18 protein-coding genes are annotated in these 20018 nt (G+C 70.7%); 9 read left to right on the top strand and 9 right to left on the bottom strand.

The window, feature by feature from the left end; genetic code table 11:
* Window positions 1–121: 121 nt before the first annotated feature.
* The 3 genes from lpdA to ACFWP5_RS32300 all read right to left on the bottom strand — a co-directional run bounded on the left by lpdA (window position 122) and on the right by ACFWP5_RS32300 (window position 3225).
* Window positions 122–1552, bottom strand: a complete 1431-nt coding sequence (gene lpdA, locus ACFWP5_RS32310; RefSeq protein ID WP_384164500.1) for a dihydrolipoyl dehydrogenase — start codon at window positions 1550–1552, stop codon at window positions 122–124.
* A gap of 74 nt (window positions 1553–1626) precedes the next feature.
* On the bottom strand, window positions 1627–1986 hold the full coding sequence (locus ACFWP5_RS32305) for a nuclear transport factor 2 family protein (RefSeq protein WP_384164497.1): 360 nt from the start codon (window positions 1984–1986) through the stop codon (window positions 1627–1629).
* A gap of 144 nt (window positions 1987–2130) precedes the next feature.
* On the bottom strand, window positions 2131–3225 hold the full coding sequence (locus ACFWP5_RS32300) for an ABC transporter permease (protein ID WP_384164494.1): 1095 nt from the start codon (window positions 3223–3225) through the stop codon (window positions 2131–2133).
* Window positions 3226–3353: 128 nt separating this feature from the next.
* Between ACFWP5_RS32300 and ACFWP5_RS32295 the strand changes: the two genes are divergently transcribed.
* Complete coding sequence (locus ACFWP5_RS32295; protein WP_384164491.1) at window positions 3354–3803, top strand: MarR family winged helix-turn-helix transcriptional regulator; 450 nt, start codon at window positions 3354–3356, stop codon at window positions 3801–3803.
* 29 nt (window positions 3804–3832) lie between these two features.
* On the opposite strand, the gene ACFWP5_RS32290 is transcribed toward ACFWP5_RS32295, so the two are convergent.
* Window positions 3833–4546 carry a GntR family transcriptional regulator gene (locus tag ACFWP5_RS32290; protein WP_384164488.1) on the bottom strand — a complete coding sequence of 238 codons (714 nt, stop codon included), beginning with the start codon at window positions 4544–4546 and terminating at the stop codon, window positions 3833–3835.
* A 185-nt stretch (window positions 4547–4731) separates the two neighbouring features.
* Here ACFWP5_RS32290 and manD point away from each other — a divergent pair, with 185 nt between their 5' ends.
* The 6 genes from manD (at window position 4732) to ACFWP5_RS32260 (ending at window position 12275) form a co-directional block, all read left to right on the top strand.
* Window positions 4732–5940: a D-mannonate dehydratase ManD gene (gene manD, locus ACFWP5_RS32285; RefSeq protein WP_384164485.1), complete on the top strand. Its 1209-nt coding sequence runs from the start codon at window positions 4732–4734 to the stop codon at window positions 5938–5940.
* On the top strand, window positions 5937–7370 hold the full coding sequence (locus tag ACFWP5_RS32280; RefSeq protein ID WP_384164482.1) for a mannitol dehydrogenase family protein: 1434 nt from the start codon (window positions 5937–5939) through the stop codon (window positions 7368–7370). Before manD ends, ACFWP5_RS32280 begins: the two co-directional genes overlap by 4 nt.
* 64 nt (window positions 7371–7434) lie before the next feature.
* Window positions 7435–8832 (top strand): MFS transporter, encoded by a 1398-nt coding sequence (locus ACFWP5_RS32275; protein ID WP_384164479.1) that lies wholly within the window; start codon window positions 7435–7437, stop codon window positions 8830–8832.
* Window positions 8829–10028, top strand: a complete 1200-nt coding sequence (locus tag ACFWP5_RS32270; protein ID WP_384164476.1) for an L-idonate 5-dehydrogenase — start codon at window positions 8829–8831, stop codon at window positions 10026–10028. The genes ACFWP5_RS32275 and ACFWP5_RS32270 overlap by 4 nt, the downstream gene beginning before the upstream one ends.
* Window positions 10029–10071: 43 nt before the next feature.
* Complete coding sequence (locus ACFWP5_RS32265) at window positions 10072–11100, top strand: sugar kinase (RefSeq protein ID WP_384164473.1); 1029 nt, start codon at window positions 10072–10074, stop codon at window positions 11098–11100.
* A 533-nt stretch (window positions 11101–11633) separates the two neighbouring features.
* On the top strand, window positions 11634–12275 hold the full coding sequence (locus ACFWP5_RS32260; RefSeq protein ID WP_384164470.1) for a bifunctional 4-hydroxy-2-oxoglutarate aldolase/2-dehydro-3-deoxy-phosphogluconate aldolase: 642 nt from the start codon (window positions 11634–11636) through the stop codon (window positions 12273–12275).
* Between the two features lie 118 nt (window positions 12276–12393).
* Here the strand turns inward: ACFWP5_RS32260 and ACFWP5_RS32255 are convergent, their stop codons facing one another.
* The gene (locus ACFWP5_RS32255) at window positions 12394–13683 is read right to left on the bottom strand and encodes an amidohydrolase family protein (protein WP_384164467.1); all 1290 of its coding nucleotides are present in this window, start codon (window positions 13681–13683) and stop codon (window positions 12394–12396) included.
* 160 nt (window positions 13684–13843) lie between these two features.
* Entirely contained in the window at window positions 13844–15028 is a 1185-nt protein-coding gene (locus ACFWP5_RS32250; protein ID WP_384164464.1) for a trans-sulfuration enzyme family protein, read from the bottom strand.
* A 174-nt stretch (window positions 15029–15202) separates the two neighbouring features.
* On the opposite strand from ACFWP5_RS32250, the gene ACFWP5_RS32245 reads away from it, so the two are divergent.
* Window positions 15203–15658, top strand: a complete 456-nt coding sequence (locus tag ACFWP5_RS32245) for an Lrp/AsnC family transcriptional regulator (protein WP_384164461.1) — start codon at window positions 15203–15205, stop codon at window positions 15656–15658.
* 17 nt (window positions 15659–15675) lie between these two features.
* Here the strand turns inward: ACFWP5_RS32245 and ACFWP5_RS32240 are convergent, their stop codons facing one another.
* The gene (locus ACFWP5_RS32240; RefSeq protein ID WP_384164458.1) at window positions 15676–16524 is read right to left on the bottom strand and encodes a PhzF family phenazine biosynthesis protein; all 849 of its coding nucleotides are present in this window, start codon (window positions 16522–16524) and stop codon (window positions 15676–15678) included.
* Window positions 16525–16684: 160 nt separating this feature from the next.
* A complete protein-coding gene (locus ACFWP5_RS32235) occupies window positions 16685–18124 on the bottom strand; it encodes a carboxylesterase/lipase family protein (protein ID WP_384164506.1) in 1440 nt (479 codons plus the stop codon).
* Window positions 18125–18236: 112 nt separating this feature from the next.
* On the opposite strand from ACFWP5_RS32235, the gene ACFWP5_RS32230 reads away from it, so the two are divergent.
* Complete coding sequence (locus tag ACFWP5_RS32230) at window positions 18237–19277, top strand: Lrp/AsnC family transcriptional regulator (protein ID WP_384164455.1); 1041 nt, start codon at window positions 18237–18239, stop codon at window positions 19275–19277.
* Window positions 19278–19675: 398 nt separating this feature from the next.
* On the opposite strand, the gene ACFWP5_RS32225 is transcribed toward ACFWP5_RS32230, so the two are convergent.
* Window positions 19676–20008 (bottom strand): winged helix-turn-helix transcriptional regulator, encoded by a 333-nt coding sequence (locus ACFWP5_RS32225; protein WP_384164503.1) that lies wholly within the window; start codon window positions 20006–20008, stop codon window positions 19676–19678.
* Between the last annotated feature and the right edge of the window lie 10 nt (window positions 20009–20018).

Below are 20018 nucleotides of genomic sequence, written 5' to 3'. Positions count from 1 at the left end.
AACGGAGAGACGAGGCAGCGGGTGGGCGGGTTGTAAAGAGCGCGCAAAGACGTTCGAGGGGCCCATCGGAGGGTGGCCCCAAGGGCGACTCGGCAGGCGGAGACGGCGAGTTGGGGGGACGTCACATGTTGATCATGTGTCCCGCGAGTCCGTGCACCGCTTCCTTCACCGCCTCGCCCAGGGTCGGGTGGGCGTGCACGTTGCGGGCGACCTCGTGGACGGTGAGGTCCCACTGCTGGGCGAGGGTGAGTTCGGGGAGGAGTTCGGTGACGTCGGGGCCGATGAGGTGGCCGCCGAGGAGTTCGCCGTACTTCGCGTCGCTGATCAGCTTCACGAAGCCGGTGGTGTCGCCGAGGCCGTGCGACTTGCCGTTCGCGGTGAACGGGAACTTCGCGACCTTGACGTCATGCCCCAACTCCCGTGCCTGCGCCTCGGTGTAGCCGAAGCTGGCGATCTGCGGCTGGCAGTAGGTGGCGCGCGGGATCATCGCGTAGTCCAGCTCCATCGTCTCCGCGTCGGAGAGGGTCTCGGCGGCGATCACGCCCATCGCCTCGGCGGCGTGCGCGAGCATCAGCTTCGCGGTGACGTCGCCGATGGCGTACAGGTGCGGGACGGACGTACGGCACCGGCCGTCGACGTCGATCGCGCCACGCTCGGTCAGCCGTACGCCCGTGTTCTCCAGGCCGAAGCCGGTGACGTTCGGGGCGAAGCCGATCGCCTGCAACACCTTGTCGGCCTCCAGCACCTGCTGGGCGCCGTCCTTGCCGGTGACCGTGACGCGGACCTGCGGGCCCGACTCGTCGATCGACTCGACGCGGGTGGAGGTGAGGACGTCGATGCCCAACTTGCGGTACTGCTTGGCGAGTTCGGTGGAGACCTCGACGTCCTCAAGGGGCGCCATACGGTCCAGGAACTCGACGATCGTGACCTTCACACCGTAGTTGTGCAGGACGTAGGCGAACTCGATGCCGATGGCGCCGGCGCCCGCGATCACGATCGACCGCGGCAGGTCGTCGGCGAGGATCTGCTCCTCGTAGGTCACCACGCGCGCGGTGCGGCGGGTGCCGGGCAGCAGCCTGGGCGTGGCACCGGTCGCGATGACGCAGTGCTCGAAGCCGATCGTGCGCGACTCGCCGTCGTAGCCCGCCACTTGGAGGGTGTGCGGGTCGAGGAACGTGCCGCGGCCGTCGATCTCCGTGATCTTGTTCTTCTTCATCAGATAGTGGACGCCCTTGACCCGGCCGTCCGCGACCCGGCGGCTACGGCGGAACGCCTCGCCGTAGTCGAAGGAGACCTCCCCCTCGACCTTGATGCCGAAGGTCTTCGCCTCGCGGGTGAAGATGTGCGCCAACTCGGCGTTGCGCAACAGGGCCTTGGTCGGGATGCAGCCCACGTTCAGACAGACGCCGCCCCAGTACTTCTCCTCGATCACCGCGACCCGCTTGCCGAGTTGGGCGGCACGGATGGCGGCGACGTAGCCGCCGGGGCCCGCGCCGAGTACGACGACGTCGAAACGGTCGTCCTGCGTGTCCCGCGCGTCCTGCTGGTCCATCGAAAGGTCCTTTCCCGGAGATCCTCTACGGTCTCCAGGATGCCGCGCTCGCCGACGATCAGGCGAAGAGACGCTCAGGCGAAGAGCGGGGCGAGGTCGAAGTAGACGCGGAAGTCGTCGATGAGGCCGGTCTCGTCGACGTGCCACATGGTGACGGCGGGGACGGTGACGGTGTCGCCGGCCAGCCGGTAGTAGTCGACCGTCTCCTCGATGATGGTGTCGGAACCGGCGTACCACTCGCGGACGACCGTGTGGCGCAGCCCCTTGATGGTGGCGAAGAAGCCGGCGACTCCGGCTGCTATCTCCTCGGGTCCGCTCATCGGCTCGCCGTTCCCGAAGCGCATCCGGCCCTGCGGGGCGAACAGCCGGCTGAAGCCGGCGGCGTCGGTCCCGTCGACCAGGGCGAACACCTTGGCGGCGAACTCTGTGGGCATGGCGGGCTCCCTGAAGCCGAGATTCCGGTGGTGGCACCGGCGACCCGGTCCCGTCCGTCGTACGGCCTTGAGCGTAGTCCGTCCCGTTTCAAGGGAGTTGGGGCCTCCGCGGGGGCGGCGGACCCCTTCGGCGGCGCGTCGGCGTCAGCCGGTCGCGGGCTCCGGTTCCCGCGCCTCGGCCCGGGGTCCGCGCCGGTACACGTCCTTCAGGAAGAGCACGAGGGCGGCGCCGAGCACCCACACCGGGAGGATCACCAGGGCGCGGGACAGGCCGTCGTTCTGGAACCGGGACAGGCCCTGCATCGCGCGGACGCCGACGCCCACCGGCAGGATCTCGGAGAGCGGGCGCAGCCAGCCCGGCAGGTACGCCGCCGGCATGATGCCGCCGCTGCTGCTGTTGCCGAGGATCAGCATGAGGATCGAGGCGAGGGTGACACCGGCCGAGCCGAACAGCCGTAGCAGCACCATGGTCGTGGCCGCGACGGCGGCGCCCATCAGGGAGATCACGACGACCAGCGGCAGGAAGGAGCCGGGCAACGCGCCGAAGCCGGTGCTTCCGGCGATGGAGGCGATCAGGAGACCGCCGACGATGCCGAACAGGGCCAGGCTGGCCATCCGCCAGCGGTATTGGAGGCGGGGGGCGAGTTGGTAGGTCGTCATACCGAAGAGGTAGCCCGCGAGGACCAGGCCGAAGGCGGCGTAGAACACGGAGAGACCTCGGGTGTCCCCCGCTGCCGCCGGAGCCACGTCCTCGACGGCGAGTTCATGCTGCTCCGCGTGCGCCACGGAGCCGAAGGCGGTGGTCACGGTCGCGGTGACGGCGGCGCCGTTCGCACTGCCGTAGAGCAGTTTTCCGTCGCCGAGGTAGGCCGCGTAGACCTTCCTGTCCTGTACGGCGTTCCGGGCGGCGGACTCGTCGGGATACGTCTCGACCGTGAAGCCGCCCGGGGCGATGCGGTCGAGGTCCTGGTTCAGGTGGGCCTGCGCGGTGCCTATCTCCGTTGTGCCGACGCGGAGTTGGTGGGGGCTCGGGGCGTGGAAGGCGGCGAGGTAGACGCTGACGAACACGGCGCCGATCAGCAGCACGACCGCCACGGGGAGCAGGACGGCACGCAGGTTTCCGGGGCCGGGCGGCGGATGGGCCACGTCCAGGGCGTGCTTGTGCGGCTGGCGTGGGGCGCCGGTGGTGCCGGTGACGCCAGTGGTGCCGGTGACTCGGGGGGCGACATGCTGGGACATCGGGAGGGTCCTAGATTAGAAGGCAGCTGATATTATTTGTACATCACAATCAGCTGCCTTACAAAAGTATCCACCAAGAAGCGCCCGGCGAGTGCGCTGCGAGGCGCCCCGCAGAAGAGGTCCACTCCGTGAACCATCCCGACCGCCGTACCGGCTATGTGGCCTGGCAGATCGGCCAGATCATGGCGGCCCGGATGGAGCGCGCCCTGCGCCCGCTCCAGCTGACCCTCGCCCAGCACCGGGCCCTGATGCAGGCCGTCCTGGACCCGGGCGTCTCCAGCGCGACCGCGGCACGCAGGGCGGCGATCACCCCGCAGTCGATGGGTACGGCGGTCAACGGGCTGGTCGAGCGGGGGTTCCTGGAGCGGCGCACCACCCCCGGCGACCGGCGCACCCAGCGCCTGCACGTCACGGAGGCCGGCGTGCGGCTCGCGGCGCGGGCCGCGGAGACGGTGGACACGGCCCACGCCGAGGCGCTTCAGGCACTGACACCGGCGGAGCAGGAGCAGACCCACGCACTGCTGCTCAAGTTGCTGGCGTCACTGAATCCGTCGGCCCTGGAGGGCGACCTGTCCTGAAGGGCCGGGGCGGACCCATCGAACGGGGACTACTCCCACACCACCACATTGCGCCGCACCGGCACCGTCGACGGCCCGCTGGCGAACAGTTCCGGTGAGTGGGCCCGGATGCGCTCGATGTCGCTGAAGACGGCCCGGAGATGGGTGCGCATGGCGGCGCGGGCGAGGGGGACGTCGCCGGCGACGACCGCGTCGTAGATCTCGCGGTGCTGGATGGCGAAGACGGCCGGGGACACGTTCTCGTGGAGGCCGAGGCGCCGGGCCCGGTCCAGGTGACCCTTGGCCGCGGCGACGTTGGTCCACACGTTGCCGTGGCCGCTCAGTCGCATCAGGCCCTGGTGGAACGCCTCGTCCAGGTCGAAGAACTCCTCCAGGCCGAGATCCGCGCGCTGCTGGCGCGCCAGGTTGTCGCGGAGTTCGCTGTCGACCTCGGGGTCGAGTTCCGCGGGCAGGTCGTCCAGCGAGGCGAGTTCGACGGCCTCCCGCAGGAACTGCGCGTCGGCGACCTGCGCCGGGTCCACACGGGAGACGAACGACCCGATCTTCGGGAAGACCTGCACCAGACCCTCCTGGGACAGCAGGATCAGGCTCTCCCGCACCGGGGTCCGGCTCACGCCGAGCGACGCCGCGAGCTCGTTCTCCGACAGGGCGGCGCCCGGGGCGAGTTCGAGGGTCAGGACCATCTGACGGAGTTTCAGATAGATCGCGCGCCGACTCGTGCGGTCCCGGTTCGATTGAGCCATGCGGCCATCGTATCGGTGGGCAGGCACCGGTGAGCTGCGGAGCCCGGGGTACGGGAGCGGACGTGAAAACGTGGTGACACACCCATTGCCACTTCGCGACACATGCTTGTATACAAGTACTGGCCGACCGACAGCACGACCCCTCGGCGCCACCCCTGGACACGCCCCCCGAAGGAGAGCCACCCGTGAGCAAGATCGAGCGCGTCGACGTGTTCGTCGCCTCCCCCGGGCGCACGTTCGTCACGCTGCGCATCACCACGGACGACGGTGTGACGGGCCTCGGTGACGCCACGCTCAACGGCCGTGAACTGGCCGTGGCGAGCTATCTGCGCGATCACCTGGTACCGCTGCTGATCGGCAAGGACCCCGCCCGGATCGAGGACATGTGGCAGTACCTCTACCGGGGCGCGTACTGGCGGCGCGGGCCGGTCACCATGACGGCGATCGCGGCCGTCGACACCGCGCTCTGGGACATCAAGGGGAAGACCGCGGGGCTGCCCGTCTACCAGCTGCTCGGCGGCCGGTCCCGGGACGGCGTCCTGGTCTACTCGCACGCCAGCGGCACCGACGTACCGTCACTCCTCGACGATGTCGAGCGCTACCTGGACCTGGGCTACAAGGCGGTCCGGGCGCAGGCCGCGGTGCCCGACGTCGGCGGCACCTACGGCGTCCGCAAGGGCAAGGTCTACGAACCGGCCGCGACCGAGCTGCCCGACGAGCAACCGTGGGACACCGAGGCCTACTTGGGGTTCGCGCCCACCTATCTGGAAGCCGTCCGGGAGCGGTTCGGGTTCGGCTTCCACCTGCTCCATGACGTCCATCACCGGCTCACGCCGATCGAGGCGGCCCGGTTCGGCAAGAGCGTCGAGGCGTGCCGGCTGTTCTGGATGGAGGACCCGACCCCGGCCGAGAACCAGGAGGCGTTCCGGCTCATCCGGCAGCACACCACGACCCCGATCGCCGTCGGCGAGGTGATGAACTCGATCTGGGACGTCCAGCACCTGATCACCGAGCAGCTCATCGACTACGTCCGCACCACCGTCGTCCACGCGGGCGGCATCACCCACCTGCGGCGGATCTTCGACCTCGCCGCGCTGTACCAGGTACGGACCGGTTCGCACGGCGCGACCGACCTCTCCCCCGTCAGCATGGCGGCGGCCGTGCACCTCGACATCAGCGTGCCGAACTTCGGCATCCAGGAGCACATGGGGCATCCCGACGAGGCCGCCGAGGTGTTCCGCACGGGTGTCACGTTCGCCGACGGAATGCTCCATCCGTCGGAGGAGGCGGGCCTGGGCGTCGAGTACGACGAGAAGGCGGCGGAGCGCTTCCCCTATCAGCAGCGCTACCTCCCGGTCGCGCGGCGTCTCGACGGGTCGGTGCACGACTGGTGAGCGCACGACTGAGCCGTACGACACCCCTCGTACCGGAGGCCCGGCCCGCGGTCGACCCCGCCGAACTCCGCCCCGGCATCGTCCACTTCGGCCTCGGCGCCTTCCACCGCGCCCACCAGGCGGTCTACACCGAGAACGCCGCCGCGCGGTCCGGCGAGCCCTGGGGCATCACCGCCGTGGCTCCGCGGTCGGCGGAGACCGTACGCGCCCTGCGGGACCAGGACTGCCTGTACTCGCTCACCGAGCGCCGTCCGGAGGGCCCCCGCACCCGGGTCGTGGGCTCGGTGGTCGACGCTCTGGCCATGGGGCCGGATGCCAGGGCGGTCAGCACGCTGCTCGCCGATCCCGAGGTGACGGTGGTGACGCTCACCGTGACCGAGAAGGGCTACCACCGTCTCGCGGCCACGGGCGGCCTGGACACGGCCGCCGTCGCCGCCGACCTCGTGTCGGACCCCGACGGGCCGTTCACCACCGTGGTCGGCACCCTGGCCGCCGGACTGGCGGCGCGGACACGGGCGGGCGGCGCACCGATCAGCGTCGTGTCCTGCGACAACATGGCTGACAACGGCGCCGTGTTGAGCCGGGTCGTACGGGAATTCGTCGCCGCGTCCCACTGGCCCGACCGCGTCCGGATCATGGACCGGATCGACGAGACCGTTCGTTTCCCCGCGACGGTGGTCGACCGGATCGTGCCCGCGGTGACCGAGGCCGACCGGCTCGCCGCCGCGACCGCTCTCGGGGTCCGCGACGAACTCGCCGTGACGGCCGAGCCGTACCGGCAGTGGGTCCTGGAGGACTCCTTCGCGGCGCCCCGGCCGCCCTGGGAGCTCGACGGTGCCCTGTTCACAAGGGATGTGACGCCGTATCAGCTCACCAAGCTGCGCCTGCTCAACGGCTCCCACTCCGCCCTCGCCTACCTCGGCACGGCCGCCGGCCGCACCACGATCGCCGACGCCATGGCGGCCGACTGGGGCGAGCGCCTCGTCCGGGCGCTGTGCGCGGAGGTCGCCCCCACCCTCCCGGCAGGCGGCCCCGACCCGTCGGCCTACGCCGACGACCTCGTCGTACGTTTCCGCAACCCCGCCATGCACCACCTGCTCCGGCAGATCGGCTCCGACGGATCGCTGAAGATCACGGAGCGCTGGCTGCCCGCCCTGCGCACGCTGCGCGCCCGCGGCGCGAGTACGCCGGTGCTCGAACTCGCCCTCGCCGCCTGGGTGTTGAGCACCCGGCGGACCGAGACGGACGCACCCACCGACCCGGCGGCCGACACCCTCGCCGCCTGCTGGGACGGAACCACCGCCCCCGTGGAGACAGTTCGCGCGCTGCTGCGCGTCCTCGGCTCGACGGACCTGGCCGACGACGACAGGCTCACCGCCGCGATCGCCGACCGGCTGCCCGCACTTCAGGCCGGACGCATCGAGATCTGAGCCCCCGGCTCCGAACCCCCTGCCTCGTCCGCGCGCTCAACTCGGCACACGAACAACGGAGTTCATGATGCAGGACCGCACCGCTCTCGCGGAGACCACCCGCCCCGCTCAACGCACCACCCGCGATCTCACCAGGGCCGCCGTCTCGGGCTGGCTCGGCACGGCCATGGAGTTCATGGACTTCCAGCTGTACTCACTGGCCGCCGCGATCGTCTTCAACAAGATCTTCTTCCCGGACGTCAGCCCCGCCATCGGCCTGATCGCCGCGATGGCGACCTACGGCGTCGGCTACGTCGCCCGGCTCGCCGGTGCCGTCTACTTCGGGCGGATGGGCGACCGGATCGGCCGCAAGAAGGTCCTCGTCATCACGATCCTGCTGATGGGCGCGTCCACCACCCTCATCGGCGCCCTGCCCACCTACGCCACGATCGGCATCCTCGCGCCGAGCCTGCTGGTCCTGCTGCGGCTGGTGCAGGGTTTCGGCGCCGGTGCCGAGATCGCCGGGGCGACCGTGCTGCTCGCCGAGTACGCCCCCGTGCGCAGGCGCGGCCTGATCGCCTCGCTGGTGTCGCTCGGCACGAACTCCGGGACGCTCGCCGCCTCCGGTCTGTGGGCCATCCTCCTCGGTGTGCTCAGCGAGGACCAACTCCTCTCCTGGGGCTGGCGGTTGCCCTTCCTGCTGAGTTTCGCCCTCATGCTCTTCGCGGTCTGGCTGCGGCGCGGCCTCAAGGAGAGCCCGGTCTTCGAGGAACGCCCCGACGTGGTGGACGGCGTGGCGCTGGCACGGGACGAGGTCGAGTCGGCCATCGTCACGGCCGGCGAAGGCGAGAGCAGCGTCCTCGCGGCGGGCATCCGCCAGCGCAAGGGCAGGGCGTTCTTCCTCGCCCTGGGCCTGCGGCTCGGCCAAGCGGGCAACTCCGGGCTGATCCAGACGTTCCTCGTCGGCTACATCGCCACCAACCTCGCCGTCGGCCGGTCCGTCCCCACGGACGCGATCGTCTACGGCTCACTGCTCGGCTTCGCCACCGTGCCGGCCGTGGGCCTGCTCGGCGACCGCTACGGACGCCGCCCGGTCTACATGGCGTTCTCGCTGCTGACCGTAGTCATCGCCTTCCCCGTGATGTTCCTCATCGCGTCCGGCTCCTCGGCGGCGGTGATGCTCGGCATGGTGCTCGGCCTGAACGTCGGCGTCCTCGGCCTGTTCTCGCTGGAGAGCGTGACGATGGCCGAACTCTTCGGCTCCCGCACCCGGTTCACCCAGCTCGCGCTCGCCAAGGAGATCGGCGGCATCCTCACCACCGCGATCGGCCCGGTCCTCGCGGCCTCGCTCACCGCCGTCACCGGCAGCTGGTGGCCCATCGCGGTGATGCTCATCGTCTACTCGCTCATCACCTTTCTCAGCGCGTTCCTCGCACCCGAGACACGCGGACGCGACCTGGTCCGACTGGAGGACGCCGTATGAGTACGTGCCGTATGAGGGCCGTCGTGGTGCACGGGCCCGGAGACGTACGCATCGACGAACGGGCCCGCCCGGTACCGGCCGAGGGCGAGGTGCTCCTCGCCCTGGAGTGGGGCGGGATCTGCGGATCCGACATCGCCTACTGGAAGAACGGCGCGTCCGGCACCGCCTCGCTGGCGCACCCCCTGATCCTCGGCCATGAGGTCGCGGGCCGGATCGCGGCACTCGGCGACGGCGTCACCGGCCTGGACGAAGGACAGCAAGTCACCGTCCACCCCGCGCGGTTGGTCGGCGACGGCGTCCTGCCGGACCGGATCGCCGGACGCACCAACCTCTACCCGCGCGTCCGTTACTTCGGCTCGGCGGCCTTCGACCCGCACACGGACGGCGGGTTCAGCGAATACCGTACGGTCCCCGCGGCCCAGGTCCGACCGCTGCCGGACGGCGTCGACACCCAACAGGGCGCCCTGGCCGAGCCGTTGGCGGTCGCCCTGCACGCCGTGGGCCGGGTTCCGGCGCTGCGCGGGCGGACGGTCCTGGTCAACGGGGCAGGTCCGATCGGCTCGTTGGTGGTCGCCGCGGCGAAACACTCCGGGGCGGGCATCGTCATCGCCGCCGACCTCTCCGCCACCTCCCTCGCCGTCGCCCGCGCGATGGGCGCCGACGAGACGCGTGACATCTCGCGCGGCGAGTCCCTGCCCGAGGACGTGGAGGTCGTCTTCGAGGCGTCCGGCGCACCCTCGGCGCTCGGCCCGGTCCTACGGTCCACCGCGCGCGGCGGCACCCTCGTCCAGGTCGGCAACCTCCCCGGTACGGCGGTCTCCGCCGCCCTGGGTGACCTGGTCACCCGCGAGATCACCTGGATCGGCTCCTACCGCTTCGTCGAGGAGATCGACGACGCGCTCCGCGCGCTGCGGGACGGGTTGGACGTGACGCCGGTGATCACCCACCGGTTCCCGTTGGAACGGGCGGAGGAGGCGCTGGTGGTCGCGGCCGACCCGGGGAGCGGGAGCAGCAAGGTGATGCTGCGGCTGGGCGGGGGTGCGGCGGGCGGCGGTATGGCTGACGCCGGGGCGTCTCACATCGGTACGGCTGACGCCGGTATGCCCGGGCCCGGTGCGGCCGGCGTCGGTGCGTCCGGACCCGGCACGTCCGGCCTCGGTACGTCCGACTCCGGTACGTCCAACTCCGGTACCTGACCTGCAGGTCGTCCTTCAGAAGAACAAGAACCAGGAGATTCCCGTGCCCTTGCCGCCCCCGCCCCGCAGCGCCGACCGACCGGAGCAGGCCGCCGCCGATGTCGTGTGCGTCGGCGAGACGATGGCCGTCCTCAGCCCGCCGGACAGCCGCCCGCTCGACGAACAGCCGACGCTCACGATGGCCGTCGGCGGTGCCGAGTCCAACGTCGCCTGCGGTCTGGCCGGTCTCGGTCACCGTGTCGCATGGCTGAGCCGCCTGGGCGACGATCCGTTCGCGCGCCGCATCCTGGCCGAACTCACCGCGCGGGGCGTGGACGTGACGGGGGTGGAGACCGACCCGGCCCGCCCGACCGGCGTCTACTTCAAGGATCCGGCCCCGGGCGGCACCCGTACCCACTACTACCGGAGCGGATCGGCCGCCACCCTGATGGGCCCGGACCTGACCCGGCTGCCCGCCCTGCGCCGAGCCCGCGTCGTGCACCTGTCGGGCGTCGCCGCGGCGATCTCCGACAGCTGCGCCGGGCTGCTGGAGGCGATCCTGGTCGACCGCGCGCTCGACGACGGGGCCGGTGAGTCCGGCGGACCGACCGTCTCCTTCGACGTCAACCACCGCCCCGCGCTGTGGCGTTCCGGCACCGCGGACGCCGCGAAGAACCTGCTCACCCTCGCCCGCGCCGCCGACATCGTCTTCGTCGGACGGGACGAGGCCGAGGCGCTGTGGGGCACCGCCCGCCCGGACGACATAGGGGAGTTGCTCGCTCCGGCGCCGCTGGTCGTGGTCAAGGACGCCGAGCACGGAGCGACCTCGTACGCCGACGGCACCCGTACGTTCGTCCCCGCACTGCCCACCCAGGTGGTCGAGCCGGTCGGCGCGGGCGACGCCTTCGCCGCCGGCTACCTCTCCGCGGTACTGGACAACCGCGACGAACGGTCCCGCCTGCGGCTCGGCCACACGGCGGCCTCCGCGGCGCTGCGAACGAGGGACGACGTCCCCCGCATGCCCCCGCGCACGGAGATCGACCGCCGGCTCGCTCTGGACGACGCGGGCTGGTGCACGGGTGCGACGGGATGAACCAGCGGATGCGACGGCGCTCACCCGTGGCCGGTCGCCGGCCCGCTCTGGACGATGCCGCCGGTACGGGACGGCACGGTGACGAATCGGCCCGCGGCGACCACGTCCAGCCACGGCCGGGCACCGCCTGGTCCTGGGCAACACCGCCCGCCCGGTACAGGACGGCTCCGTGATGAACGGGCCCGCCGCAGCCCGACCGGCAACGACGGACCGCCGCACACGGAAAACGGCCTCCCCCTCCCTCGGAACAACACCCGAGCGAACCGGCCGACGCGACCACACCCACCACCGGCCTCCACCCCGCCCCGGCCCACGCCGCCCAGCCCAGCACGCACCGCCACGCATCGGCCCGACCACGACCAACCGCCGCACACGCAGAACAACCTCACCCTCCCCCGGAACGACAACACCCCGGCGAACCGGCCGACGCGACCACACCCACCACCGGCACCCACTCCACCCCGGACGGCACCGCCCTGAATCGGCCGAAGCCGCCCGCCACCCCCTCCACCGACCGAAGGAGCGCCCCGCCCATGACCACCGACTTCCTCACCCGGCTGGCGAAGGACCGTGTGATCGCCGTGGTCCGGGCACCGGAGATACCCGACGCCGCGGCGCTGTGCGAGGCGTTGCGGGCGGGTGGCATCCGCTGGATCGAGTTCACCCGCACCACTCCCGGACTCGCCGCGCATCTGCGCCGCGCGGTGTCCGACGGGCAGGACGGTGTCGGCGCGGGCACGGTGATGACCGCCGGGCAGGCCGAGGAACTGATCGAGGCTGGAGCCCAGTACCTCGTCACCCCCGGCTGCCGCCCCGGCGTCGCGGAGGCGGCAGCGGCGGCCGGGGTACCGGTCGTCATGGGCGCCCTCTCCCCGACGGAGGTCGGACTGGCGCTCGACCTCGGCGTGGACGCGGTGAAGATCTTCCCGGCGCGCGCCTTCGGCCCCCGGCACTTCCGTGACCTGGCCGGCCCCTTCCCGGACGTACCGCTGGTGGCGTCGGGCGGCGTCAACGCGGAGAACGCGGCCGGTTTCCTCGCGGCCGGGGCGCGCGCGGTGTGCGCCGGTTCGGAGGTCGTACCGCCCGCCGTCGTGGCCGCGGGCGACTGGGCCGAGATCACCCGACGGGCCCGCGCCTTCACCGACTCGCTGTCGACCGTGCCGGCGTCGGCGTAGCCGAACCGAACTGGCCGTCATGCGACCGGGATTGACGGGTGGCACCGGGCACGAGGGCACCGCGCACCTTCGCGTGGCGCCCTCCGGCCGCCGTTCCGACGGGTACGGCCAAGTGCTTCTACGCCGCTTCCGGCCGCGGACTCCACGTGCCGTCGAGCGGGATGCCCGCGGCGGCCGCGATCCGGTCGCGGGACGCGAGCAGTCGGGTCCGAAGCGCCGGCAGGTCCACGCCCACCAACACGCCGTCGCGTTTGACCACTTGGCCGGCGACGAGGACGGTGTCCACCAGGCCGGGGTGACCGGCGCTGACGACGGTGGCGACCGGGTCGGTGACGGGGAACACCGTCAGGTCGTCGGCGCGGAGAAGGATGAGGTCGGCGTCCTTGCCGGGCGTGATGCTGCCGGTGCGGGTGTCGAGCCCGCAGGACCGGGCGGCGTCGACGGTGGCGAACTCCAGCAGGTCCCGGGAGAGCAGCCCGCCGTCCAATCCTCGCTGCACGGCGAAGGCCGTACGCATCGTGGAGAACATGTCACCGCCGACCGACGGGACGTCGTCGATGGACAGCGTCGGGCGCAGACCGGCGGCCAACGCCCGGCCGGTGATGGGCGATCCGAACCCCATCTTCAGCTCGACGTCCGGACTGATCGACAGCGAACTGCCCGCGTCGGCGAGCATCCGCAGCTCTTCGTCACTGATCCCGTTGGCGTGCACGAACGTGGTGGTGTCCCGCAGCAGACCGTGCTCGCGCAGATCGGAGACCGTCCCGCTGGATTCGATGTGCAGGCTGGTGCGCAGGCCGAGTTCGGCGGCCAGTTTCAGTTCCCGGGCGACGGTGTCCATCCCGGTGTCGTCGGGTCCGCGCAGGCCGAACGCCATGGTGACCAGGCCGTCGCCGGTCAGGTCGGAGCGGACGCGGCGGATGTCGGCGTCGACGGAGTCGGCGGTGCCCCAGCCGGCGCCGAGGCAGAAGATCGACCGTCCCGGCGCGTCCCGCAGCGCGGCGACGGCGGCGTCCTCGTGCGCGTGGCTCTGCGCGACGTGGTACCAGTCCAGCATCGTGGTCACGCCGGAGTGCAGCGCCTCCAGGCGGCCGAGCAGGGTGCCGGCGTAGACGTCCTCGGGCCGGTAGTGGGGTTTGACCGTGCCGTGCATGGCCAGCGCCCACTCGGGGAACGTCCAGTCCGCGCCGACGCCCCGGAACGCGGTCTGCCAGGAGTGACGGTGGTTGTCGACGAAGCCGGGCATGACGATCCGGTCGGTCGCGTCGATCACCTCGGCGTCCGGCGCGTCGACGCGCTCGGCCACCTCGACGATCACACCGTCCTCGATCAGCACGTCACCGCGCTCGAGATCGCCGACAGCCGGGTCCATGCTGACGACGGTGCCGCCGGTGAGCAGGGTCTTCATCGGAGGAACTCCTTAGTAGTGGGGGGTGCCAGAGGTTCGGCAGTAGTGGGGGGTGCCAAAGGTTCGGCCGCGCGGTCAGGTGAACCAGCGGCGGCCCTGGCCGGTGAGGACGCGGCCGAACTCCAGCTCGCGAAAAGGCCGTTCGCGAGCGGTTGGTCATTCAGGTGGTCGCGGCTTCGGCCAGCACCGCGTCGGCCGCGGCAACCGCGTCCGCGACGAGATCCGCCGTGTCCTCCGTGCCCGCCGCCAGCCGGACCAGCCCCAACGGAACGGATTCCGCGAGCTGTTCGTCGCTGAGCATCCCGCGCCACATGGACGCCGGATGCACCGCCAGCGACTCCACGCCACCGAGGCTGGCCGACCGGCGCGGGTAACGCAGCCGCCCGAGAAACGCGTCGGCCATCTCGAACCCACCGGCGAACTCGATACCGAGCACCCCACCGAATCCACTCATCTGGTCCACGGCCACCTTGTGCTGCGGGTGCGTCGCCAGCCCGGGATAGTGCACCTTCGTCACCGCCGGATGCGAGCTCAACACCTCCGCGAGGGCAAGGCCGTTGGCGTTGTGGCGCGGCACCCGCAACGGCAGGGTGCGCATGCCCCGCAGCAGCAGCCACGCGTCGATCGGGCCGAGCGTGGCGCCGGTGAGGAGCCCGACGTCCCATATTCGGTCGAGGATCTCGGCGGGCCCGGCCAGCACTCCCGCGGAGACGTCCGAGTGGCCGTTCAGATACTTGGTCGCGCTGTGCCACACCAGATCGATGCCGAAGTCCACGGGCCGCTGATTCAGAGGGGTGGCGAAGGTGTTGTCCGCCATGGTCGGCACGCCGTGCGCGCGAGCCAGATCCGCTACGGCCCGCAGGTCGGTGATCTGCAGCAACGGATTGCTCGGGGTCTCCACCAGGATCAGCCGGGTCTGCGGGGTCAGCGCCCTCGCGAACGCCTCCGGGTCGGTCTGGTCCACCAGCGTGGTCGTCACACCGAACCGCGGCAGCAGGTTCAGCAGCACCGACGCCGTACCCCCGTAGGTGGACCGCTGCCCGATGACATGGTCACCGGCGGACACCAGCGCCAGCACGGCCGTGGTGAGCGCGGCCATCCCGGACGCCGTGACCATGGCCGCCTCGGTGTTCTCCAACTCGGCGACGACGGCGGCGACTTGGGCGTGGTTCGGGTTGCCGAAGCGCGTGTAGAAGTCCTTGCCCCGCGGGTCTACGGCCCCCCTCGCGAACGTCTCCGCGTCCTCGGCCGAGAACGCCGCCGTCTGGTAGATGGGCGGCGCGACGGCACGGCTGGGATGGACATCGCGATCGGCGTGAACGGTGATGGTGCTCTTGCCCGGCATGGCTGCCCTTCCATTGACCTGGACCGTCGGTGTGACTCCATGAGGTCTGACTCCATGAAGCGTGACCGACCGGCAGCCCGATGTGCCCGGATCTCGGCAACTTTGGCAGCACATTGCGCCGCGTACAGGCGCACGATTGTGGTAGGTGACCCCAGCGCGCAATAATCTGCCGCCATGGACGAGGTGGACCGATCGATTCTGGCCGTACTCGAAACGCACGGCCGCATCAGCAACAGCGAGCTCGCCGCCCGGGTCGGGCTCTCCCCGTCCCCCTGCCTGCGGCGCGTGCGCCAACTGGAGGAGGCCGGAGTCATCCGGGGCTACCGCGCGCTGATCGATCCCGCCGCGATCGGCCGCAGTCTGCGGGTCTTCGCGGGCGTACGGCTGATGCGGCACACCCGCGCGGACGTGGTCGCCTTCGAGCGCGGGGTCACCCGGCTGCCGGAGGTGGTCGCCTGCCACCACATCACCGGCAACTTCGACTATCTGCTCCAGGTCGAGGTGGCCGACCTGCCCGCCTACGAGGACTTCCACGCCAACCAGCTGGCCACCCTCCCCGGCGTGGCCACGGTGACCAGCTACGTCACCATGAAGACACTCACCGCCGACACCGACACCAACACCACATGACGGTCGGAGAGTGACGATCAGAGCGTGATGGTGCCGCGAATGCACACGACGGCAGCACCGCTGACCCAGACAGCGCCGTCCGCATCGGCGGTGATCTCGATACTCGCGGCCCGCCCCAGCCGCGTGCCCTGCGAGACCCGGTAGGACGAAGGCGCACCGCCGGTCGAGGTGAGCCACTGCCCCACGGCGGCGTTCATGCTCCCGCACGCAGGATCCTCGGACACACCCGCACCGGGAGCGAAGGTACGCATCTCGAACGCGTGCTGGGACCCCTCGGAACAGGCCCCGATCGCACCGACCATCGCGTCCGGCATGAGCGAGAAATCAGGTTCGAGGGCGAGAACCTCCTCGGCCGTGGCCAACTGCACCACGGCCCACCCGGGCCCGTTGTCGACCCACTGATGCGCCACGACCCGATCACGCGAGATCCCGAACGCGCCCACGATCCGCAGCAGTTGATCCTCGTCGAGCGCCCCCTCACGCACCCGAGGCGGAGCGGCGAAGGCCAGCGTGCCCTCACCCCGCCGCACGGCGACCAGTCCTACGGCGCACTCCTGCACGATGCGTTCGGCGTCCCGCGGTGTGCCACCCCCGTCCAGCCAGGCACGCGCGGACCCGAGCGTGGGATGCCCGGCGAACGGCAACTCCCCCTGCGGAGTGAAGATCCGCACCCGGTAATCCGCCTCCGGGACAGTGGGCGGCAGCACGAACGTCGTCTCGGACAGATTCGTCCACCGCGCCAGCCGCTGCATCTCCTCATCGCTCAGCTCCGTCCCGTCCAGGACGACCGCGACCGGATTGCCGGAATAAGGGCTGGTGGAAAACACGTCGACCTGCACGAACGAACGGGTACGCGGCAAGGTCATCAAGCCCCTTCCAAACGGCTGCAGCAGATTCCGTACGCCCCACCGGTCGGCGGAAGCGGAGCGGGCCCCGCTCCCATTCCAACGGGCGCCCGCCCTGCCGGAACAGAGCCACCCCCGACAAAGTGGACTGAACGAAGTAGACCGAGCCAAGGCTCCCGCCTCAGCCGAAGTGCCGAATGCGAGCGGCCGTCGCAGGCGTGTACGGCAACCAGTCATGCACCGACCCACTCGTGACGAACTCGGCGACCGCGGTAGCGAAGGTGCGCCCCAGCTCCCGTACGGCATCGGTGGCCCGACCCAGCATCGGACTGTCCGGATAGGCGTCGAACGTGCCGAAAAGGAAGGGAAGTTCACCGCAGTGGGTGGCTCCCAGGGCATACGGGTCCTCAGCCGGCCGGTAGTCGAACTCGTAGACGTAGGTAGTGTTGCCGCCCGCAGCGTGATGGTCGGCGATTCGCAACGACCCGTCCCGGAACAGCCCATCAGTCTGCAGTGCGGTGAACACCCTTGCAGCGGTGGGCTCTTCAAACCGGGCGGCACACCGCTGGTAGAACTCATGCGCCCCTTTGCCCAGTTGGCCGGTCAGGAGGTCCAACGCACCGTCGGTGGTGAGGTTCTGGATGCGCGGGTCGAAGGCGGTGAAGGCCGTCGCCTCGTCCCGGGCGGTACCGATCAGCAGCGACTTGCCCTCCAGCCCACCGCCCACGAGCCCCCGATGCAGATCGCGGGGAACACCGGGCCCGCCGAGCACCGGATACATGGGCGGAGCGGCGTTGCCCGGACGCGCGAGCTGCCCCGCGAGCTGACCATAGGCGGACAGCAGTTGCTCAACCGGCAGCGCACGCAGGGCAGTTGCCACGTCCGCTCCCCCCGGCACACCGAGCAGCCGTAGATACGCTTCGGCGTTCTCGGCCGCGTGCCGCGGGTCCTGCGGCGGCAGCCCGAACGGACCACTCTCCAGCAGCACCCGGTTCACAAGTCCCGACGTCCGCGGATCGAGCGCCAGCGCCAGCGACGAATACGCTCCGGCCGACTGCCCGCCGACCGTCACCTCGCGCGGATCGCCGCCGAAGGAGGCGATGTTGTCCCGCACCCAGGCCAGCACGGCGGCCTGGTCCTGAGCGCCGAGGTTGGCGGTGCCGATCTCCGGCAGATACAGGTAACCCAGGGGCCCCACCCGGTAGTTGGCGGTGACCACCACGATGTCGCCGAGCGCGGCGAGCCGCCCGCCGTCGTACCAGTCCCAGCCGCCGGAACCACTGGTGAAGCCGCCCCCGTGCCACCACACCAGAACCGGCCGGGCCGCACCGCCCTCGAACGCCCCTGCCGGAGCATGCACGTTGACGGTCAGACTGCCGTCCTCGTCCCAGTCCGGCACGCGGACCCCCATCACCCGTTCCAGCCGGGAGGCCCCCTGCGGAACAGCCGGCCCGGCCTGCGCGGCCTCCCGCACTCCGGTCCACCCCACGTGCGGTTGAGGCGGCGCGAACCGCAACTCACCAACAGGCGAAGCGGCATAGGGAATCCCCCGGAAGGAGACCACGCCGCCCTGCGCGACCCCCCTGACCCGACCGCGATCCGTCTCCGCGACACTCACCATCGTGCTCACCCTCTCTCCGTCGGTTGCTCTGAACCGTTTCTAGCTGCGAGCATCGATCCGAGCCAGAACGAGGAAACAGAAGCCGGAAAGAAGGACAGAGGACCGGGCAGATATGGCGAAAGCAAGCCACGCCTTGAACGAGACGGACCGCCGGATCGCCGCCGCGATGCTGGCTTCCCCACGGGCCTCGTGGCGCACGGTCGGCCGCGTCCTGGGCATCTCGGAACGCACCGTGGTGCGTCGCGCGGCACCGCTGTTCCACGACAAGACGCTGCGCGCCACCGCCGTACGCAACCCGGTGTGGTTCCCCGACCTGATCCCGCTGGCCCTGCGCATCCGCTGCCGCCCCAACCAGATCAGCGCCATCGCCGCCACCCTGGCCCGCCGCCCCGACACCATCTGGGTGGACATCCTCGGAGGCGGCGACGAGATCTGCACGATCCTGTTCCTGGACGGCCCGGACGCACGCAACTCCCTGCTGCTGCGCGACCTCCCGGCCACCCCCGCGGTCCAGTCGTGGACCTCGCACATCCTCCTACGCGTCTTCCCGGCGGCCTTCGACTGGAGCGGCGGCCTACTGACGGAAACCGAACTGACGAGCCTACGACCGGACAGCCCACGCCCGGACAACCTGAAGCCGAACAGTTCAGGGAGGCCGGACACCTCCGCCCCGGCCGCCACCGCCCCGGCCCCCCGCCCAGCCCTCCAGCCCCTCGACCACGCGCTGATCACAACCCTGGTCGAGGACGGACGAGCCTCCTACGCCGACCTCACCCGCCGCGCCGACACCACCGCCCTCACCGCCCGCCGCCGACTGGAGGCACTGACCGGCGACCAGGTCGTCAGACTCGCGACGGAGGTCGACCTGGCCCGGCTTGGCATCCGTACCGAGGCACTGCTGTGGATCACGGTCGCCCCAGGCGGCCTGGAGGAAACGGGCCGGGAACTCAGCCGCCACCCCCAGGTCCGCTTCGCCTCCGCCACCACCGGCTCGGCCAACCTCCTCGTGGCCGTCGCCGCCGCCGACCTCAACGCGCTCTACCACTTCCTGAGCGACACGATCGGAGCCCTCACCCACATCTCCACGATCGAGGTCACCCCCATCCTGAGCGGCGTCAAGAGAACGGGCCTGGTCCGCCCCGGCAGCCTCTGAACCACCCGACCGCCCCTTGTGACCAAGATTGCTAGTCGGCACTAGCCAAGGTTCGTGACCTGCACTGATGCCAAGTAGCTTCAGCGCTTGGCAGACACGGAATCAGAGAGATGGTTGGCACTTCGGTACAGCGCAGGTCACGATGCGTGATCATGAGCGGGGTGCCGCGTCCGTCGTAGATCAAGTGATGCTTGCTGCCCGTCGGCCGACCGGCGACGGACCGGTGTCGGCTCCCCTTTTTTCGCGCGGATGTGGGAGCCGTCCACGCACGCGAGGGACCAGTCGAGTTCGCCGGCCGCGTTCTGTTCGGCAGGAATTGCCAGGCCCTGTCGTTGCAGAGGACGTACAGAACGCCCTACAGACACAGCCGATACGCACGCCCCTCCACCGGGCCGAGGTCAGGGCTGTGTGTCTCCCTCACCGTCCGGCAAGTGCTCTTCGGCCCAGCGGCCCAGCTCAACCAAGGCGGGGCGCAGCGCCTCCCCCGTCGCGGTGAGGCAGTAACTGACGCGCAGCGGCGGCCCGGGGTCGACGGTGCGGAGGACCATGCCGGTGGCCACCAACTCGGCGAGGCGGCCGGAGAGCATACGCCCGGTGATGCCGGGGACCACATGACGGAAGTCTGCGAAGTGGATCGGGCCGCCCATGAGCGCGGCAATGATCATCCCGGTCCAGCGCTTACCAAGGAGCTCGAATACGCGTTGGACCGCGCTGCCGGCACCGGTGCACATCGCCCCGTAC

The organism is Streptomyces sp. NPDC058469, from assembly GCF_042721125.1.
Lineage (GTDB): Bacteria > Actinomycetota > Actinomycetes > Streptomycetales > Streptomycetaceae > Streptomyces.
This window is presented reverse-complemented; position numbering and strand designations above follow the sequence as displayed.

Bases quoted from the DNA above. Each gene is read 5' to 3' on its own strand.
- ACFWP5_RS32300 (WP_384164494.1), bottom strand. From the start codon at position 3,225: ATGTCCCAGCATGTCGCCCCCCGAGTCACCGGCACCACTGGCGTCACC.
- ACFWP5_RS32235 (WP_384164506.1), bottom strand. From the start codon at position 18,124: ATGGTGAGTGTCGCGGAGACGGATCGCGGTCGGGTCAGGGGGGTCGCG.
- ACFWP5_RS32240 (WP_384164458.1), bottom strand. From the start codon at position 16,524: ATGACCTTGCCGCGTACCCGTTCGTTCGTGCAGGTCGACGTGTTTTCC.
- ACFWP5_RS32260 (WP_384164470.1), top strand. From the start codon at position 11,634: ATGACCACCGACTTCCTCACCCGGCTGGCGAAGGACCGTGTGATCGCC.
- ACFWP5_RS32305 (WP_384164497.1), bottom strand. From the start codon at position 1,986: ATGCCCACAGAGTTCGCCGCCAAGGTGTTCGCCCTGGTCGACGGGACC.
- ACFWP5_RS32275 (WP_384164479.1), top strand. From the start codon at position 7,435: ATGATGCAGGACCGCACCGCTCTCGCGGAGACCACCCGCCCCGCTCAA.
- ACFWP5_RS32250 (WP_384164464.1), bottom strand. From the start codon at position 15,028: ATGCCGGGCAAGAGCACCATCACCGTTCACGCCGATCGCGATGTCCAT.
- ACFWP5_RS32255 (WP_384164467.1), bottom strand. From the start codon at position 13,683: ATGAAGACCCTGCTCACCGGCGGCACCGTCGTCAGCATGGACCCGGCT.
- ACFWP5_RS32270 (WP_384164476.1), top strand. From the start codon at position 8,829: ATGAGTACGTGCCGTATGAGGGCCGTCGTGGTGCACGGGCCCGGAGAC.
- ACFWP5_RS32290 (WP_384164488.1), bottom strand. From the start codon at position 4,546: ATGGCTCAATCGAACCGGGACCGCACGAGTCGGCGCGCGATCTATCTG.
- ACFWP5_RS32225 (WP_384164503.1), bottom strand. From the start codon at position 20,008: ATGTGCACCGGTGCCGGCAGCGCGGTCCAACGCGTATTCGAGCTCCTT.
- lpdA (WP_384164500.1), bottom strand. From the start codon at position 1,552: ATGGACCAGCAGGACGCGCGGGACACGCAGGACGACCGTTTCGACGTC.
- ACFWP5_RS32230 (WP_384164455.1), top strand. From the start codon at position 18,237: ATGGCGAAAGCAAGCCACGCCTTGAACGAGACGGACCGCCGGATCGCC.
- ACFWP5_RS32245 (WP_384164461.1), top strand. From the start codon at position 15,203: ATGGACGAGGTGGACCGATCGATTCTGGCCGTACTCGAAACGCACGGC.